The 17,417-nt window shown below is 72.7% G+C and carries 14 protein-coding genes; 8 read left to right on the top strand and 6 right to left on the bottom strand.

Annotated features, from left to right (window positions below; genetic code table 11):
• Positions 1-285: 285 nt before the first annotated feature.
• The 4 genes from AB1K56_RS04045 to AB1K56_RS04030 form a co-directional block, all read right to left on the bottom strand.
• Positions 286-1,326, bottom strand: coding sequence for a hypothetical protein (locus tag AB1K56_RS04045; RefSeq protein WP_136587039.1), 1,041 nt, complete (start codon positions 1,324-1,326; stop codon positions 286-288).
• Positions 1,323-2,591, bottom strand: coding sequence for a sensor histidine kinase (locus AB1K56_RS04040; RefSeq protein WP_371204679.1), 1,269 nt, complete (start codon positions 2,589-2,591; stop codon positions 1,323-1,325). The genes AB1K56_RS04045 and AB1K56_RS04040 overlap by 4 nt, the downstream gene beginning before the upstream one ends.
• Entirely contained in the window at positions 2,572-3,237 is a 666-nt protein-coding gene (locus tag AB1K56_RS04035) for a response regulator transcription factor (RefSeq protein ID WP_136587041.1), read from the bottom strand. Before AB1K56_RS04035 ends, AB1K56_RS04040 begins: the two co-directional genes overlap by 20 nt.
• An 83-nt stretch (positions 3,238-3,320) precedes the next feature.
• Positions 3,321-4,583: a class I SAM-dependent RNA methyltransferase gene (locus tag AB1K56_RS04030; protein WP_371204678.1), complete on the bottom strand. Its 1,263-nt coding sequence runs from the start codon at positions 4,581-4,583 to the stop codon at positions 3,321-3,323.
• A 233-nt stretch (positions 4,584-4,816) separates the two neighbouring features.
• On the opposite strand from AB1K56_RS04030, the gene AB1K56_RS04025 reads away from it, so the two are divergent.
• The gene (locus AB1K56_RS04025) at positions 4,817-5,464 is read left to right on the top strand and encodes a nucleoside triphosphate pyrophosphatase (protein ID WP_371204677.1); all 648 of its coding nucleotides are present in this window, start codon (positions 4,817-4,819) and stop codon (positions 5,462-5,464) included.
• A 77-nt stretch (positions 5,465-5,541) separates the two neighbouring features.
• Positions 5,542-7,308: a biotin carboxylase N-terminal domain-containing protein gene (locus AB1K56_RS04020; RefSeq protein WP_264630210.1), complete on the top strand. Its 1,767-nt coding sequence runs from the start codon at positions 5,542-5,544 to the stop codon at positions 7,306-7,308.
• Between the two features lie 231 nt (positions 7,309-7,539).
• Here the strand turns inward: AB1K56_RS04020 and AB1K56_RS04015 are convergent, their stop codons facing one another.
• The gene (locus AB1K56_RS04015; RefSeq protein WP_264630209.1) at positions 7,540-9,000 is read right to left on the bottom strand and encodes an NAD(P)H-quinone dehydrogenase; all 1,461 of its coding nucleotides are present in this window, start codon (positions 8,998-9,000) and stop codon (positions 7,540-7,542) included.
• A 108-nt stretch (positions 9,001-9,108) separates the two neighbouring features.
• On the opposite strand from AB1K56_RS04015, the gene AB1K56_RS04010 reads away from it, so the two are divergent.
• The 3 genes from AB1K56_RS04010 to AB1K56_RS04000 all read left to right on the top strand — a co-directional run bounded on the left by AB1K56_RS04010 (position 9,109) and on the right by AB1K56_RS04000 (position 12,768).
• Entirely contained in the window at positions 9,109-9,942 is an 834-nt protein-coding gene (locus AB1K56_RS04010) for a purine-nucleoside phosphorylase (protein ID WP_371204676.1), read from the top strand.
• Complete coding sequence (locus AB1K56_RS04005) at positions 9,939-11,630, top strand: phospho-sugar mutase (protein WP_371204675.1); 1,692 nt, start codon at positions 9,939-9,941, stop codon at positions 11,628-11,630. The genes AB1K56_RS04010 and AB1K56_RS04005 overlap by 4 nt, the downstream gene beginning before the upstream one ends.
• A 163-nt stretch (positions 11,631-11,793) precedes the next feature.
• Positions 11,794-12,768 (top strand): type IV toxin-antitoxin system AbiEi family antitoxin domain-containing protein, encoded by a 975-nt coding sequence (locus AB1K56_RS04000; protein WP_371204674.1) that lies wholly within the window; start codon positions 11,794-11,796, stop codon positions 12,766-12,768.
• Positions 12,769-12,942: 174 nt separating this feature from the next.
• On the opposite strand, the gene AB1K56_RS03995 is transcribed toward AB1K56_RS04000, so the two are convergent.
• Positions 12,943-14,871, bottom strand: a complete 1,929-nt coding sequence (locus AB1K56_RS03995; protein ID WP_371204673.1) for a transcription antiterminator — start codon at positions 14,869-14,871, stop codon at positions 12,943-12,945.
• 188 nt (positions 14,872-15,059) lie between these two features.
• On the opposite strand from AB1K56_RS03995, the gene AB1K56_RS03990 reads away from it, so the two are divergent.
• Genes AB1K56_RS03990 through ptsP form a run of 3 tightly spaced genes read left to right on the top strand, consistent with a single transcriptional unit; the run spans position 15,060 to position 17,378 of the window.
• Positions 15,060-15,386 carry a PTS sugar transporter subunit IIB gene (locus AB1K56_RS03990; protein ID WP_371204672.1) on the top strand — a complete coding sequence of 109 codons (327 nt, stop codon included), beginning with the start codon at positions 15,060-15,062 and terminating at the stop codon, positions 15,384-15,386.
• Between the two features lie 16 nt (positions 15,387-15,402).
• Positions 15,403-15,678 (top strand): HPr family phosphocarrier protein, encoded by a 276-nt coding sequence (locus AB1K56_RS03985; protein WP_136587050.1) that lies wholly within the window; start codon positions 15,403-15,405, stop codon positions 15,676-15,678.
• Positions 15,679-15,692: 14 nt separating this feature from the next.
• Positions 15,693-17,378, top strand: a complete 1,686-nt coding sequence (gene ptsP, locus AB1K56_RS03980) for a phosphoenolpyruvate--protein phosphotransferase (RefSeq protein WP_371204671.1) — start codon at positions 15,693-15,695, stop codon at positions 17,376-17,378.
• Positions 17,379-17,417 lie beyond the last annotated feature (39 nt).

Below are 17,417 nucleotides of genomic sequence, written 5' to 3'. Positions count from 1 at the left end.
TCCCCCGAAATACCTACAGACGCGGGGGAACGCCTCGCGAATACTGGAGGAGCTGGAACGCATCATGCGTTCGGTCGGACCGCTCCTTCGAGCCGGATTCGACCGCACGAACGGTTTTCGGGTAACCGTTCGTCCGGGTGGGGGGCAGGCGACATCGCCGCCCCTCACCCCTCACTCTCGGCAGCGTCGACGAATCCCCCCATCCGCGTCGGTCAGGCCGGCGGGTGAGGGGCGTGCCCTCCCGCTGTGACCCGCGCGACGAGCGGTCGAGGCGGTGCAGTGCGGTCAGCGCGGGCGGCGGATCTCGCGCCAGAGATCGACCTCGTCGTCGTCGCCCCCGGCGCCCTCGCCCGGAGAGCGCCCGACGACGGTCACCGCGACCTCGTGGTGCGGGGACGTGCGGATGATGACCCGCTGCGACACGGCGTCGCGCAGGACGGATGCCAACTCGGTGCGGATGGCGTCGAGGTCGGCGGGACGCAGCCCCTCGAGGCCTCCCTCGTCGAACAGGCTGACCGCCGAACCACGGCGGCGCGCGGCCTCGATCTCGGTGCGCACCCCGTCGTCGAGAAGGCGGTTGCCGCGCAGCTCGTCGCGCAGGCTCGCCTCCGCCCGGCGAGCGGCCTCCTTGTCGGCCGCGCGCAGGTTGCCGCCGAACTCGATCGTGCGCGCGAGGATCGGCCCCGCCGCCTGCAGCGCGCGCTGCACGTGGAGACGGCGCTCGCGCTGCCTGCCGCTCTGCGACGCCTGCCACGCGGATGCCGCCTGCTGGAGCTCGGCGAGACGTTCGGCGTCGCGCGCGGCACGGTCGAGGGCGATCGTGACCAACTGCGCCGCGGTCACCCACATGAGCGATCCGACCAGGCCGAGGCTCAGCGCCTGCAGCGGGCCCAGCCAGAAGGAAGTCGACAGCGTCAGCAGCGCCATCCCCGTCCACGCGACGATGGGGCGCCGACGCACCATGACGATCGTCATGAGGGCGCCGATGCCCCCGATGACCCAGGTCACGAAGGGCTGCGAGCGACCCGCCTCGGTGACGGCCAGGAAGGGGGCGTTCGGGACGACGACCGCGGCCAGGAGGGCGAGGGCGACGCCCCACCCGGGGAGTTTGGCGGGAGAGGTCACGGGCGAGGCCTGGGCGGTCGTGCGCTCGCGCGCGCCGATGGCGAAGATCCAGAGCCACGTGACGGGGAGGTACAGCACCAGGGCCGCCACGATCAGCCAACCCCGCTCGACCGTCTCGGGAGACGTCCAGATGAGCCCTCGGGCCGCGAGGTAGGCGGTGAAGGCCAGTCCGATGACCGACAGCACCGAGCGGACGGTCACCAGCGGTCCCCGCTCTCCCACTCGAGGGTCACCGTCGTACCGGCGGAGGTCGACTCGATGTCGCTGCGTCCGCCGACGGCGGCGAGACGCGCGTTGATCGACCCGCGGATGCCGAGGCGGTCGGCCGGGATGGCGGACACGTCGAAGCCGGGCCCGGTGTCGCGCACGCGCACCGCCACGCCGCCGGGGGCGCTGTCACCCGTCAGCTCGACGGTGAGGCCCTGCGCGTCGGCGTGCTGGACGGCGTTGGCGACGGCCTGCATCGCGGCGAGCACGAGGGCGCGGGCCACGCGGCCCGGCACCCGGGGCGTGCCCTCCTCGACCGATCGCGTCACCTCCAGGTCGATGCCGAGCTCGCGGGCGGCGACCTCGATGTCGTCGGCGAGGCGCAGGGCGGGCACCGGCTCGTCGCTGCCCTCGAGGGAGTCCTTCTCGGCGTTCGCCAGGCGTGTGAGCGCCTCGCGGGCCATGCTGACCGCCAGCGTGCGCTCGCGAGGACTCGACGCGCGTTCGGCCGCGAGGAGGGCGCCGAGCACGCTGTCGTGCATGAGGGCGGCCACCGCGACGCGCTCGCGCTCGGTCGCCGCCGTGGCGGCCGCCGAGGCGTAGCTCGAGACCGCGACGGCCCGCGCCTGGTCGACGTTGGCGGCGATCGAGCGGTACATCCAGCCGAGCGTGAGCAGGACGCTGCCGAGGATCAGGGCGAAGGTGACGTCGAGGATGACGGGGAGGACGAAGTCCGGGCGCCCTCCCGCCTGCAGCAGGCGCACGACGCCGAAGAGCAGCGGCGTGGCGACCGTCCAGACGATCTGCAACGGGAGCGGGAACGCGACGATCGTCGACACGGTGGCGACGTTGACGAGGTAGAAGATCCACGGGTTCTCGGTCGGCGTCGGCGCCGGTCCGCCGGCCGTCGCGATCGGCCACACCGCGAGGGCGAGCACGAACACGACCGCGAAGACGCCGGAGAACAATCGCGCGAACCGCCCCACGCTGCACGCGACGATCATGGCGACGAGGGGGATGAACACCGCCAGCACGAGGGGGGTGTGCCATCCCGCGGCCTCGTCTCCGGGGCCGAACGCCGCGACGAAGGCCTGGGCGCCGAGCACAAGCGAGCCGGGCCCGACGATGAGGGTAATGACGCGCTCGATGCGCGTCTGGGTGAACGTCCCCTGGTCGGCCTGACTCTCGCGCGTGTGGGGGATGCGACCCCACGCCTCGTCGAGCACCGACCGGTCCGTCTCAGCCACGGCCGCTGTCATCTGGCGCATCCTGCAGGATGCCGTCTTCCATCGCGCGTCGCAACAGATCGACCTTGGTGGGCGCCGGTCGCCCCACCTCGACGTACTTCACCCGCACCCGGGTGATGTTCTCCTTCGCCGTGGAGTAGGCGACGCCGAGTCTCTCGGCCACGGCCTTCAGCGGCAGCCCCGCCGCGTACAGGCGCAGCACCTCGCGCTCGCGCGCCGAGAGCTGCGCGTCGGCGAAGTCGCGGTCGCCCTCGACGGCGCTGGCCCACTCGACGTTGTCGAGCAGCTCGCCGCGCGCGACCGTGCGGATGGCACCCAGCACCTCGTGCGTGGGCGACGACTTGCTGACGATTCCCGCGGCGCCCGCGGCGAGCGCTTCGCGCACGGCGCCCGCGCGGTCGGCGACGCTGTGGATGATCACGCTCGAGCCGTCGCGCACGACGCGGTCGACGTTCTCGGAGACCGTCGTGCCGTCGCCGAGGGTGAGATCGAGCACGACGACGTCGGCCGGCGTCTCGGCCGCGCCCTGCCGCCAGCTCAGGTAGGCCGCCACGTTCGCGCCGGAGAAGACGACCTGCGTGGCCTCGGTGCGCGCCAGGGCGGCCTCCAGCCCGAGCCGGACCGACTCGTGGTCATCGATGAGGGCGACGCGCGTCATCCTGTCATCGTATCGGCGCGGCCCCCGCCGCGCCGGAGGACATCTGCGACGCGGCGCGTCCCGCCCGCCGTCCGTCCCGGATATCAGCGTCGCAGGACGGTGACGGCCTCGACGTGGTGGGAGTTCGGGAACAGATCGACGCCGCGGATGCCGCGATCGGCGCGGTACCCGAGCTCGGCGAAGGTCGCGAGGTCACGGGCGAGGGCGACCGGGTCGCACGCGACGTAGACCACCGCCGACGGAGCGAGATCGGCGATCCCCTCGACCACGGTGCGACCGGCACCGGCCCGCGGAGGGTCGATCAGCACGACGCCGCGCGAGAGACGCTCGCGCTCGCGCGCCGAGGCGTCCGCCGCGAGCTTCGCGACGAACCGGTCGACGCGCGCGGTCTCGGCCCGGGCGCCGACCCACTCGGCGAGGTTCTCTCCGGCGTGCTCGGTCGCGCGCGGATCGCTCTCGACGCTCACCACGCGCGTGCCGCTCCCACCCGCCTCGCCGAGGGTTGCGGCGAACAGTCCCACCCCGCCGTAGAGATCGAGATGCGACGCCTCGGGATCCAGCGCGCCGACGGATGCCGCCAGCTCGGACGCGACGAGGCTGGTCAGCGTGCGCGCCGCGAGGCGGTGCACCTGCCAGAAGCCGCCCGCGTCGACGCGGAAGACCCGGTCGCCGACGCGTTCCTCGACGACCTCGGCGTCCGGCGCGCGTCGCTCGCCGTCGGGGCGGGCGAGCACGCGCACGCGGCCGTCGGCGGGCTGGACGAGGTCGATGCGCCCGGGGCGCGCGCGTCCGGCGCGCACCTCCGCGGCGGCGCGCGCGACGGCCTCGGTCGCCAGGGGCAGGTCGGGCGCCTCGACGACGTGGTGCGAGCGGGCGGCGAACGCCCCGACGCGACCGTCCTCGTCGACGTGCAGGCTCACGCGCGTGCGCCACCCGGTGCCGTCGGGCGACTCGGGCTGAGACTCGTCCCCCGCGGCGGCGACGTCGACGGGCAGGTCGAGTCGACCGACGCGTTCGACCGCTTCGCGGATGACGCGCTCCTTCAGGGCGCGTTGATGCGCGAGCGCGATGTGCCCGAACTCGGCACCGCCGGCGCGCTCGGCGGGGTCGACGTCGATCGCCGCGGCGGCCCAGACGTGCGGCTGACGCTGGGGCGCGGCCTCGAGGACCTCGAGCGCCTCCGCCCGCCAGAACGCCTTCTTGCGCGTGTCGGTGAGCCGGGCGCGGATGCGCTCGCCCGGCAGGGTGTCGGGCACGAACACGACGCGCCCCTCGTGGCGTGCGACGAACACCCCGCCGTGGGCGATACCGGTGATGTCGAGATCGATGAGGTCGCCGTCGTGCATGCTCCGAGCCTGTCATACGCGGCCGGGAGGGAGCCGGGCGCCCGCCGGCGCCGCTACCCGGTCGGGGCCGCCGCCCCGGACGAGCCCGACAGAGGACCCTGAGCCCGTCGAAGGATCCGGTGGCTTCGACAGGCTCAGCCGGCCCGGCCACCCGGTCGCGGCAGCCCGCCCCGCGAGCTCAAACGCCCCGCCGGGGGACAGCAGCCCGGGCCCGTGGTGGGTAGCGTTGGCGCATGCGCGTGTGCCTGGCATCCACTTCTCCCGCTCGTCTGATGCTGCTGCGCCAGGCGGGCATCGAACCCGAGTCGCGAGCGCCGCAGGTCGACGAAGAGGCCGTGATCGCCGAGGTCGAGGCGGCCGAGGAACGTCGTCTCCCCGCGCCCGAGCACGTCCTCCTGCTGGCCCGTCGCAAGGCCGCCGACGTCGCGCACCGCCTGCGCGCCGACGACCCGGACTTCGACGGGGTCGTCATCGGCGGCGACTCGATGTTCGCGCTCGGCGACGAGATCCTCGGAAAGCCCTACACGGCCGAGGCCGCCACCGCCCGGTGGCTCGGGATGCGCGGACGCACGGGCGTGCTGCACTCGGGGCACAGCGTCTTCCGCCTGTCCCCGGGCGCGGAGCCGCGCGAGGCGTACGCCGTCGCCGAGGCGTCGGTGACCTTCGCCGCCGACGTCGACGACGACGAGATCGCGGCCTACGTGGCCAGCGGCGAACCACTCCTGGTCGCCGGGGCCTTCACCGTCGACAGCCTGGGCGGCGCGTTCATCGAGCGCGTGGAGGGCGACCCGTCGACGGTCGTGGGGATGTCGCTGTCGACGATCCGCCGTCTCGTGCGCGAACTGGGCGGATCCTGGACCTCGCTCTGGAACCGTTCGTAGACACCCGCACACGTTTCTCGGCGTTTCTTGTCGAGGAGTGTCAAAAGGCCCGCGTGCCCCCTCGCTAGGCTGGGAGGATGCCGAAGATCGCCAAGGTCCTTGTCGCCAACCGCGGCGAGATCGCCGTCCGAGTCATCCGTGCCGCCCGCGATTCGGGGAAGGCCTCCGTGGCCGTCTACGCCGATCAGGACCGCGACGCCCTGCACACCCGCCTCGCCGACGAGGCCTACGCCCTCGACGGCGCGACCAGCGCCGACACCTACCTCTCGATCGAGAAGATCCTCTCGGTCGCCCGCCGGTCCGGCGCCGACGCCGTGCACCCGGGCTACGGATTTCTCGCCGAGAACGCCGACTTCGCGCGCGCCGTGATCGGTGCGGGTCTCGTCTGGATCGGACCCTCGCCGGATGCCATCGAGGCGCTCGGCGACAAGGTCACCGCCCGCCACGTCGCCGAAAAGGTCGGCGCGCCCCTCGCTCCGGGAACCCCCGGCCCCGTCTCGGGCGCCGACGAGGTCATCGCGTTCGCGAACGAGGTCGGCCTGCCGATCGCCATCAAGGCGGCCTACGGCGGCGGCGGACGCGGTCTCAAGGTCGCGCGCGAGCTCGACGAGGTCGCCGAGATGTTCGAGTCCGCCACGCGCGAGGCCGTCGCCGCCTTCGGTCGCGGCGAGTGCTTCGTCGAGAAGTACCTCGACAAGCCGCGCCACGTCGAGACGCAGTGCCTCGCCGACAGCGCGGGCAACGTCGTCGTCGTCTCCACGCGCGACTGCTCGCTGCAGCGGCGCCACCAGAAGCTCGTCGAGGAGGCCCCCGCGCCGTTCCTCAGCGACGAGCAGAACGCGATCCTCTACGCGGCATCCAAGGCCATCCTCAAGGAGGTCGGGTACGTCGGAGCCGGCACGTGCGAATTCCTCATCGGCGCCGACGGCACCATCTCGTTCCTCGAGGTCAACACGCGCCTGCAGGTCGAGCACCCCGTCTCCGAAGAGGTCACGGGGATCGACCTCGTGCGCGAGCAGTTCCGCGTGGCCGAGGGCGAGGAGCTCGGCTACGACGACCCCGCCCCCACCGGCCACTCGATCGAGTTCCGCATCAACGGCGAGGACCCGGGCCGCGGCTTCCTCCCCCAGCCGGGACCGATCCACGTCTTCAAGACGTTCGGCGGCCCCGGCATCCGTCTCGACTCCGGCGTGACCGCCGGCGACAGCGTCTCGGGGGCCTTCGACTCGCTGCTGGCGAAGATCATCGTCACCGGTCGCGACCGCGCCGAGGCGCTCGAGCGCGCGCGCCGCGCCCTCGACGAGTTCGAGGTCGCCGGCATGCCGACCGTGCTGCCCTTCCACCGCAAGGTCGTGCGCGACCCCGCCTTCACCGCGGAGGACGGCTCCTTCGGCGTCTTCACCCGCTGGATCGAGACGGAGTTCGTCAACGACATCCCCGCGTGGGACGGCGAGCTCGACGCCCCCGCCGCCGAGGCCGGCCGGCACACCGTCGTCGTCGAGGTCGGCGGCAAGCGCCTCGAGGTGAGCCTGCCCGACCGCATCACGGCCGCGGCCCCGCAGGGGGGACGCCCCGCCGCCGCTCCCCCGTCCCGTCGGTCGCACGCGGCGTCGCCCGCAGCCGGCGCCACCGGCGACGCGGTCAAGTCGCCGATGCAGGCCACGATCGTCAAGGTCGCCGTCGAGGAGGGGCAGCAGGTCGTCAAGGGCGACCTCGTCGTCGTGCTCGAGGCGATGAAGATGGAGCAGCCCATCCAGGCGCACAAGGACGGAACGGTCGCCTCCATCGACGCGAACCCCGGCACCACGGTCTCGGCCGGGCACCAGCTGCTGCTGATCAGCTGACGCCCCGCGTCGTCACGGCGCCGCACTCCTCCGGGGGTGCGGCGCCGTCTTTCGTGCGGCGTCCGCTGCACCCCCTCGTCCCACTTATGGCCGGTCCCACCGCCGCACACCCACTACAATCGGGACACGCACCCTCAAAAGTGGGACGAGCAGCCCGCAGGGCGCGGCGCCGAGCGTACAAAGAGGGACGAGCGGCGCTCAGGGCGCGATGCCGAGCGGCATCCGCGAGGGTCAGTCCTCGCCGGGGTCGTCGCGGTCGACGATGTGCATCGCGCGCGCGGCGTCGGTGATGCTGGAGGTCAGCGAGGGGTATACCGCGAACACGCGGGCGACCTGATCGACGGTGAGACGCCGCTCGACGGCGATCGCGATCGGGTAGATCAGCTCCGACGCCTTCGGCCCGACGATGACACCGCCCATGACCGTGCCGCTACCCTCCCGGGCGATCAGCTTGACGAAGCCGTCGGTGATGCCCTGCATCTTCGCGCGCGGGTTGGCCGAGAGCGGGAGCTTGCGCACCTTGCCGGCGATCCGTCCCTCGATCACGTCCTGCTCGCTGAAGCCGACGGTGGCGATCTCGGGCGCCGTGAAGATGTTGGCCGTGATGCGGCGGGTCTCGAGCGGGATGACGATGTCGCCGAGGGCGTGGAAGATCGCCTGGCGTCCCTGCATCGAGGCGACGGATGCCAGGGGGTAGAAGTTCGTGCAGTCGCCGGCGGCGTAGATGTTGGGCACCGAGGTGCGCGCGACGCGGTTCACGCGGATATGACCGGATGCCGTCATCTGCACGCCCGCCTGCTCGAGGCCGAGGCCCGCGGTGTTCGGGATCGAGCCGACGGCCATGAGGCAGTGGCTGCCCTCGATCGTGCGTCCGTCCGAGAGCGTCACGGTCACCCCGTCGCCGGTGTTCACGACCGAGTCGGCGCGGGCCTTCGCGAGCAGCGTCATGCCGCCGCGCTGGAAGACGCGCTCGAGGACGGCCGCGGCATCCTGATCCTCTCCGGGCAGCACCTGGTCGCGGCTCGAGACGAGCGTGACCTTGGCCCCGAGGTTCATGTACGCCGACGCGAACTCGGCGCCGGTGACGCCCGAGCCGACCACGATCAGGTGGGAGGGCACGGACTTCATGTTGTAGAGCTGCGTCCAGGTGAGGATGCGCTCGCCGTCGGGCTTCGCGGACGGCAGCTCGCGCGGCGATGCGCCGACCGAGACGACGAGGGTCTCGGCCTCGATGCGGTCGAAGTCGGTGCCGCCGGCCTCGGTGGACACCACCACCGCGCCGTTTCCGTCGAGGCGGCCGTGACCCGAGATGATGCGCACGCCCGCCTCGAGCAGCGACGAACGCATGTCGTCGGACTGCTGCCGGGCGAGAGAGAGCAGACGCTGGTTGACGGCGGCGAGGTTGATGGCGACCTCGGGGGTCAGCGGCTTGCCGCGGTCGTCCTTCGCGAACAGTTGCACGCCGAGGTCGCTGGCGTTGCGGATGGCGACGGCCGCGTCGGCCGTGGCGATGAGCGTCTTCGAGGGGACGACGTCGGTGATGACGGCCGAGCCGCCGACGCCCGCGCGCTCGACGAGGGTGACGTCGGCGCCGAGCTGCGCCGCCGAGAGGGCCGCCTCGTATCCGCCGGGGCCTCCGCCGACGATCGCGACGGACTGCTTGCGCTCGAAGCTCTGCACCATGGCATCCATTCTGTCAGCGCTGGGCGGATGCCGATGCGACACCCAGCCGGGCACGACACGCTGGGTGTCGAGGTGCGCCGTCTGGCCCGCGGGCCCCGCAGTTTCTAGAGTGGGGGAATGTCCAACAGCACATCTCACCCGCTCGACGACCCGGCCGTCGACCCCTTCGAGGTCGCCCGGACCGCGGCGGCCGACATCGCCCGCCTCTCCGGGGTCGAGCACCACGACATCGCCGTGACCCTCGGGTCGGGCTGGGGGCGCGCCGCCGAGCTCATCGGCGAGGAGACGGCGTCGTTCCCCGCGACCGAGGTCACCGGCTTCAGCAAGCCCGCCCTCGAGGGCCACGTCGGCACCCTGCGCAGCGTCCGCACCCCCGGCGGCAAGAACGTCCTCGTCATCGGCGCCCGCACGCACTACTACGAGGGCCACGGCGTGCGCCGGGTCGTGCACAGCGTGCGCACCGCGGCCGCGACGGGTGCGACGACGATGATCCTCACGAACGGCGCCGGCGGCATCCGCGAGACGTGGAAGCCCGGCCAGCCCGTGCTGATCAGCGATCACATCAACCTCACCGCCGACTCGCCCCTCGAGGGCGCGACCTTCATCGATCTCACCGACCTGTACTCGACACGCCTGCGCGACGTGGCGCGCTCGATCGACCCCTCGCTCGACGAGGGCGTGTACACGCAGTTCCGCGGGCCCCACTACGAGACGCCCGCCGAGGTGCAGATGGCCAAGACGATCGGCGGCCACATCGTCGGCATGTCGACCGCGCTCGAAGCGATCGCCGCTCGCCAGGCCGGCATGGAGATCCTCGGCTTCTCGCTCATCACGAACCTGGCCGCCGGCATCCAGAAGACCCCGCTCAGCCACGAGGAGGTGCTCGAGGCCGGTCGCGAAGCCGAGCCCGTCATCTCCGCGCTGCTGGCCCGCGTGATCGGCGCGTTGTGAGCGAGCATGTCGCCGCGGCCCGCGCCTGGCTCGCCCAGGATCCGGATGCCGTGACCCGCGCCGAGCTCGAAGACCTCCTCGCCCGGGTCGAGTCGGGGGATGCCGAGGCGACGGCCGACCTGGACGATCGCTTCTCCACCCGCCTGGCGTTCGGCACGGCGGGACTGCGCGGAACGCTCGGAGCGGGCCCCAACCGCATGAACCGCGTGCTCGTGGCGCAGGCCGCGGCGGGCTTCGCGGCGTACCTGCGCGAGCGGTCGTCGGGCGATGCGACCGTGGTCGTCGGCTACGACGGGCGGCGCAACTCCGACGTGTTCGCCCGCGACTCGGTCGAGATCTTCGCCGGGGCGGGGCTGAACGCGATCCTGCTCCCCCGCCTGCTTCCGACCCCCGTGCTGGCGTTCGCCGTGCGCCACCTCGGCGCCGACGCGGGCGTCATGGTCACCGCCAGTCACAACCCGCCCGACGACAACGGCTACAAGGTCTACCTCGGCGGCGACGACGAGGGGGCGCAGATCGTCTCCCCCGCCGACGCCGAGATCGCCGCGCACATCCAGCGGATCGCCGACGAGGGCAACATCACCACCCTGCCGCGCTCGGTGGGCTACGCCAACGCCCCCGAATCGGTCGTCGAGGCGTACGTCGCCGCGACCGCCGCGGTCGGCCCCGCTCCCGCGGGCGCCGAGGGGCTGAACTGGGTCTACACCGCGATGCACGGCGTCGGGTGGGAGACCGTGTCGCGCGTGCTCGCCGAGGCCGGGTATCCCGCGCCCACGGTGGTCGAGGCGCAGATCCACCCCGACGGACGCTTCCCGACGGTGGCGTTCCCCAACCCCGAAGAGCCCGGCGCGATGGACCTGTCGTTCGAGACCGCACGCTCCGTCGACGCCGAGCTCGTCATCGCCAACGACCCGGATGCCGACCGCCTCGCCGTCGCGATCCCCGACGCCGGCGCCGAGGGCGGCTGGCGCCGTCTGACCGGCAACGAGATCGGGCTGCTGCTCGGCTGGCGGGCGGCGCGGGCCGCGGCCGGTGCGGGCGGATCCGAGGCGGACGAGCCCGGGGCCGCGGCATCCCTCGCGTGTTCGCTCGTGTCGTCGCCCGGGCTGCAGGCCGTCGCCGAGCACTACGGCCTGGACTTCCACTCGACGCTCACGGGCTTCAAGTGGATATCGCGGGCCCCCGGCATCGTCTTCGGCTTCGAGGAGGCGCTCGGCTACCTCGTCAATCCCGGGACGGTGCGCGACAAAGACGGCATCTCCGCCGCGGTCGCCCTGCTCGAGATGGCATCGGCGGCGCGCGCCGAGGGCCGCACCGTCGCCGACCTGCTGCAGGAGTTCCGCGACACTTTCGGCGCGTTCGCGAGCGATCAGATCTCGATCCGCGTGAGCGACGTGAGCGAGATCGCCGGGATCATGGCATCCCTGCGCGCCCAGCCTCCGTCCGTGGTCGGCGAGATCGCGGTGACGCGCATCGACGATCTGCTGCAGGGCGTGGACGGCCTGCCGCCGGGCGACGTGCTGCGGCTGTGGCTCGACGACGGCTCGCGCCTCATCGTGCGCCCGAGCGGTACCGAGCCCAAGCTCAAGCTGTACCTCGACGTGCGCGGTTCGTCGGCCAAGAAGGCCGCGCGGCGCCTGGCCGCGCTGCGCGCCGGCGCCGAGGAGCTGCTGGCGTCGGTGCGCTGACGCGGGGTCCTGTCGGGGTGCTCCGCGTGCAACGGGGTGGTCGGTGACCACCCCGTTGCACGTCCGACGCCCCGACGGGTTGACTCCTCCCGAGGAGACACGTCTCCACAGGTGGAGGGGATGCGGCGGGCGGGGGCGGCGCGTGCGGTGAGACCGTGGGCGGGTGTCATCGGCCTTCACAATTCCTCTCATCTCACGGCAGCAGCTCGACGCGCTCGGGTGGCACTCACGACGGGTGCGCCAGGCAGTGGATGCGGGCGAGCTGCAGGTGCTCAGGCGTGGGGTCTACGTCCGCGCCGCGGACCTGGTCGGGGCGACGACCGAGCAGCGGATCGTGGTGCGCGCTCGCGCCCTCACCGTCGTCTCACGTCGGCCCCCGGTGTTCTGCGGCTCCACGGCCGCCGCGATCCTCGGCCTCCCGATCCTCCGCGACGATGGAGCGCTGCACGTCATCTGCGACGAAGCCCGGTCGCGTAGCGGCCCGGGGATCGTCCGCCACCGCGATCTCGCCGACGACCCGCTCGTGATCAAGACTGCCGGGGTGCGGTGCACGTCACTACCGCGGACGGTCGTCGACGTCTCGCGGCACGAATCCCGCGATGCGGCTGTGTGCGTCGCGGATGCAGCGCTGCGGCAGGCGGCATTCACCCCACCTGGAACCTACGACGAACGAGCCGCCGACGAGCTGAAGGACGACATGCGGCGTATCGCGGCGACGACGACGCGCGGTCGCGTGCGAGCCGAGCGCGTCATCGGTCTCGCTGACGGCCGTGCGCAGCTGCCGGGCGAGAGCATCAGCCGGCTTCGGTTGCTCGAACTCGGCTTCGCCGCTCCCTCACTCCAGGTTCCGATCCCCGGCCCTCACGGCAGGACGTTCTGGGTCGACTTCGGCCTCGACGATGTCGGGGCATGGGGCGAGTTCGACGGACGCGTCAAGTACCGCGAGCTGCCCGCGGCATCGGGCCGAAACGCCTTCGAGGTCCTCGAGCAGGAGAAGCGCCGCGAAGACTGGATCCGCGGCACGACTCAACGCCGGTTCGCCCGCTGGGGCTGGGGCGATCTGAAGGACGCTGCGACGCTCGGCCGCCGGCTCGCCGCTTTCGGCATCGAGCCGCCCACGGCCGGGAACTCCACCTAACGGGGCGCGCGACGTGCACCGGGGCGCAGACCGAACGCCCCACTGCACGCCCGGCGCCCCGACCCCCGTGCAACCCCACCCCCGATGCCCCGCAACCACGGCCTCGACGCCCGCGCGCACGTGCCCGCGCGACGACGTCATCGACGCCCCGAACCCGGAGTATCGACCCCCGCGTCAGCCGTCGATCACCGCGACCAGCTCGTCGAGGAACGCGGGGAACGACACCGCGCGGCGCACGATGCGCTGCACGCTGTCGCGCTCGCTGAACACCTCGACGAACTGCTCGAACACCGTCTGGAAGGCCTCGCGGTCGGTCTCGCTGAACGCCACGAGCGCGACGACCTGCACGCGCCCCTCGCTCCACGCGATCGAGGGGTCGGCGATCCCGATCGCGATGCGGGTCTGCGTCGCGGTCATCCCCATCGCGTGCGGCACCGCGAGGGCGTCGGTGAACGCCGTCGACGAGATCGTCTCGCGCTCCACCGCTCGATCGACGTAGGCCTCGTCGATGACCCCCTGCTCCACGAGCAGACCGCCCAGGCGCCGGATGACGCCGGCCTCGCCGTCGGCGGCATCCAGGCCCCGCACGAAAGCGCCCGGCGCGAAGTAGCGTTCGAGCTCGGCGCGCAGGCGCGCGAGACGGCGGCCGCGACGGATGCGCCCGGCCGCGGCCTGCACGCGCTCCACGTCGGCGTCGGTGAGGAACGGCTGGATGCGCACGAACCGGTCGCCCGGCCGCGGCGGGTCGATCGTGGTGAGCACGAGATCGGTCTCGATGGCATCCCACGCGGGGTCGATGCGCGTCTCGACGCCGACGACCTCGATCGCCTGCCCGAGCGAACGGTCCACGCTCGAGCGCAGCAGTTCGTGCAGCTCGTAGTACCCGGGGCACACGATCGTCGCCGTCAGCAACTGGTCGGCGCGGCGGCTGCGCTCGAGGCGGCCGCCGACGTGCATCGCGATGTAGGCGATCTCGTCGTCGAGGATCGGGATGCCCAGGCCGTCCTGCAGCCCCTTCGCGATGTACACGGCGACCTCGAAGATCATCGGGTACGTCGACTTCAGCGAGCGGGTGAGCGGGTTGCGCGACCACGCCTGCTCCCGCGAGCGCGCGAGCAGGTTCTGCACGTGCAGCGCGAGGCGGAGGATGAAGTCGTCGTGCGCGATGTCGACGAGGAACTCGGATGCCGCATTCTCGACCACGCGCCGGACGGAGGCCTCGACCGACGGGTCGAGGCGGGAGCGCACGTCGTCGCCGCCCGGGGTTCCGGGAGCGACGATACGCGTGAGCACGAGGGTCGCGAGGTGGCGGAGGTCGCCGGAGCCGAGCTGCACGCCGATGTGCTTGAGGGTGAGGCGGTCGAGCAGCTCCACGACGGCGGCGGCCGCGTCGGACGAATCCCCACCGGGCGAACCGAGGGCGCGATCGCGCGTGGTCCGGTCGGCGGCGATGGCGATGTGCATCACGACGTCGCCGATGCCGATCTCGTTCACGTAATACCCGAGGGCCCCGAGCTCGGCGACCAGCTCGGCCTTGAACGGACCGAACGCGCGGGCGCCGACCGAACGCTCCCCCAGCGTGCGGCGCAGCGCGTCGAGGTCGAACATGCCGGCATCCATCTCGTCGTGCGCGAGCTTCGACAGCAGTCGCCGCTGCGCGACCTCGGTTCCGCGCAGGCGCGCGGTGGATGCCGAGCGCTCCAGGGTCAGCTCGGTGCCGCCGAGCAGTCCGCGCACGCGCGAGAGGTCGGCCTCCAGGGTCGCGGCGCTCACGTGCAGGGCGTCGGCGGTCTCGAACACGTCGATGCCGTCGGCGGAATCGAGGAGGCGCCGCACGAGGGTGTGCAGGCGATCGCGCGGGGTGCCGGCATCCGCCCCCGACGCCGACCGCAGGGCCGCCGCGGCGTCGCCGCCGGCGCGGTAGCCGAGGGGCCCGGACTCGACGGCGTTGCCCGACGTCACGCGCGCGTTCAGGGCGGTGACGTAGGACCGGATGCTGCGCGGGGTGACGCCGAGGGCGTCCGCCAGCGATGCGGCGGTCGACCATTCCGCGTCCCGCAGCAACAGGGCCAGCAGGCGGTCTTGGCGAGCTTTCGTCGTCACGATCCGTCCTCCGCGCCGCCCCGGTGAGCAGCGATCCCTTCATCCTTTCACGCCCATCCGCCTCGGGCGCGGGTGCGGGCGAAGCCGACGAGTGCGGTCGCGGCAACGACGTTCCGGGGGGTGGGAAACGAACCTGGTTGTCTCCTGTGAAGCCGGTGCGCACAATCGAGAGGAAGAAAGGCCGGTCGATGAAGATCCTCGTGGTGTGTGGAGCGGGTGCGTCGAGCACGTTCGTGGCGCAGCGCGTCCGTCGTGCTGCGCAAGACCGCGGTCTCGACTACTCCGCCTCGGCCGGAACCGCCCGTTCCCTGACCGTCGACCTCGACTCCGCCGACATCGTGCTCGTCGGTCCGCATCTCGCCGCCGACATCGAGCACATCCGCCGCGAGGCCGCCCCGCGCGGAGCAGCGGTCGTCCTGCTGCCCGACGACGTGTTCGCCGACCTCAGCGGCACCCGAACCCTCGACCTGGTCGAGGCCTCCCTGCGATCCCGCCAGCCGGCGGACACGATCTGAGTCGACGGAGAGACCCATGCCCCATCTGACCCGCACCGTCCGCATCGGATCGTCGCACGGCCTGCACGCGCGCCCCGCGAAGCTCTTCGCGCAGGCGGCGAAGGAGTCCGGCATCCCGGTGACCCTCGCGAAGGACGCGGGCTCTCCCATCAACGCCGCCAGCATCCTCGGCATCATCGCCCTCGGACTGGAGCAGGGCGACTACGTCACCCTCACCGCCGACGGCGACAACGCCGAGCCCACGCTCGAGCGCCTCGCCGAGCTGCTGACCACCGACCACGACGCCGAGTAAGGAAGACACACACCATGACGGAACTCCGTGGAGTCGGAATCGGACTGGGCGTCGCCCAGGGACCCATCGCGCGCATGGCCGAGCCCCTGCCCGCCCCGAAGGATGCCAAGAGCGAGCTCTCGATCGACGAGGAGACGGCGCGCGTGCGCGAGGCCGTCGGCGCCGTCGCGCGCGAGCTCGAGGCCCGCGGCGCGCAGGCGGGCGGCGCCGCCCGCGAAGTGCTCGAGGCGCAGGCGATGATCGCCGAGGACCCGACCCTCGAGGCAGAGGTCGACAGCCGCCTCGCCGCCGGCAAGACCGGCGAGTTCGCCGTGCACGACGCCTTCGCCTCGTTCCGCGAGCAGCTCGTCGCCCTCGGCGGCTACCTCGGCGAGCGCGCCGCCGACCTCGACGACGTCGCCCAGCGCGTCATCGCGCGCCTGCGGGGCGTCGCGGCCCCCGGCATCCCGGATCCCGGTCACCCGTTCGTGCTCGTGGCGAAGGACCTCGCCCCGGCCGACACCGCTCTGCTCGACCTCGACAAGGTGCTCGCCCTGGTGACCACCGAGGGCGGCCCGACCTCGCACACGGCGATCCTCGCCCGCGAGAAGTCGATCGTCGCGGTCGTCGGCGCCGCCGGCGCGAAGGACCTCGTCGACGGACAGTCCGTCATCGTGGATGCCGCCGCCGGCGTCGTCACGGTCGACCCGAGCGCCGACGACCTCGAGCGCGCGAAGAACCGCGCCGACGCCCGCGCCGCTGCGGCATCCGCCCCCATCACCGACGGCGCCCTCGCCGACGGCACGAAGGTGCCGCTGCTGGCGAACCTCGGCAAGCCCGGCGGCGCGGCCGAGGCCGTCGAGTTGGGCGCCGAGGGCGTGGGACTGTTCCGCACCGAGTTCCTCTTCCTCAGCTCCAGCTCCGCGCCCACCGTCGAGGAGCAGCGCGCGGCCTACATCGAGCTGCTCAGCGCGTTCCCCGGCAAGAAGGTCGTCGTGCGCGTGCTCGACGCCGGCGCCGACAAGCCCCTCCCCTTCCTCAACGACGCGCACGAGGAGAACCCCGCGCTGGGCCTTCGCGGCCTGCGCGCCCTCCGCGCGAGCGAGGACATCCTGCGCGAGCAGCTCACCGCCCTCGCCGAGGCGGATGCCGCGACCCGTGCCTCCGAGGCCGGCCCCGCCGACCTGTGGGTCATGGCGCCCATGGTCTCGACCGTCGAGGAGACCCGGTACTTCACGGCCCTCGCCAAGGACTACGGCCTGAAGACGACCGGCGTGATGGTGGAGGTGCCCTCCTCGGCTCTCCTCGCCGACCGCATCCTGCAGATCGCCGACTTCGCCTCGATCGGCACCAACGACCTGACGCAGTACACGCTCGCCGCCGACCGGCTGCTCGGTTCGGTCGCGTCGTTCCAGGACCCGTGGCATCCGGCCGTCCTCCGCCTCATCCGCGAGGTCGGGGCGGCGGGCCGTGCCCACGGAAAGCCCGTCGGCATCTGCGGCGAAGCGGCGGCCGACCCGCTGCTGGCCGTCGTGCTCGTCGGTCTCGGCGCCACCACGCTGTCGATGGCCCCCACGGCCCTCGCCGACGTGCGCGCGACGCTGCTCACCCACACGCTCGACGACGCGCTCCGCATCGCCGAGGCCGCCCTGGCCGCGGACGACGCGGCCTCCGCCCGCGAGGCGGCCCAGGCGGCGTCCTCCCTCGTTCCCACCCCGTGAACCCCGGGGACGGTTCCCACCGCCCCGTCGACACCGCGG

Origin of the sequence: Microbacterium sp. BWR-S6Y (assembly GCF_041379845.1) — a bacterium.
GTDB lineage: Bacteria > Actinomycetota > Actinomycetes > Actinomycetales > Microbacteriaceae > Microbacterium > Microbacterium hydrothermale.
Note: the sequence above shows the minus strand (reverse complement) of the source record. Positions and strands in the feature narration are given on the sequence as shown.

Excerpts from the sequence above, each read along its gene's own strand:
- AB1K56_RS04040 (WP_371204679.1), bottom strand. The coding sequence starts at position 2,591 with ATGACAGCGGCCGTGGCTGAGACGGACCGGTCGGTGCTCGACGAGGCG.
- AB1K56_RS04035 (WP_136587041.1), bottom strand. The coding sequence starts at position 3,237 with ATGACGCGCGTCGCCCTCATCGATGACCACGAGTCGGTCCGGCTCGGG.
- AB1K56_RS04030 (WP_371204678.1), bottom strand. The coding sequence starts at position 4,583 with ATGCACGACGGCGACCTCATCGATCTCGACATCACCGGTATCGCCCAC.
- AB1K56_RS04025 (WP_371204677.1), top strand. The coding sequence starts at position 4,817 with ATGCGCGTGTGCCTGGCATCCACTTCTCCCGCTCGTCTGATGCTGCTG.
- AB1K56_RS04020 (WP_264630210.1), top strand. The coding sequence starts at position 5,542 with ATGCCGAAGATCGCCAAGGTCCTTGTCGCCAACCGCGGCGAGATCGCC.
- AB1K56_RS04015 (WP_264630209.1), bottom strand. The coding sequence starts at position 9,000 with ATGGATGCCATGGTGCAGAGCTTCGAGCGCAAGCAGTCCGTCGCGATC.
- AB1K56_RS04010 (WP_371204676.1), top strand. The coding sequence starts at position 9,109 with ATGTCCAACAGCACATCTCACCCGCTCGACGACCCGGCCGTCGACCCC.
- AB1K56_RS03990 (WP_371204672.1), top strand. The coding sequence starts at position 15,060 with ATGAAGATCCTCGTGGTGTGTGGAGCGGGTGCGTCGAGCACGTTCGTG.
- AB1K56_RS03985 (WP_136587050.1), top strand. The coding sequence starts at position 15,403 with ATGCCCCATCTGACCCGCACCGTCCGCATCGGATCGTCGCACGGCCTG.
- ptsP (WP_371204671.1), top strand. The coding sequence starts at position 15,693 with ATGACGGAACTCCGTGGAGTCGGAATCGGACTGGGCGTCGCCCAGGGA.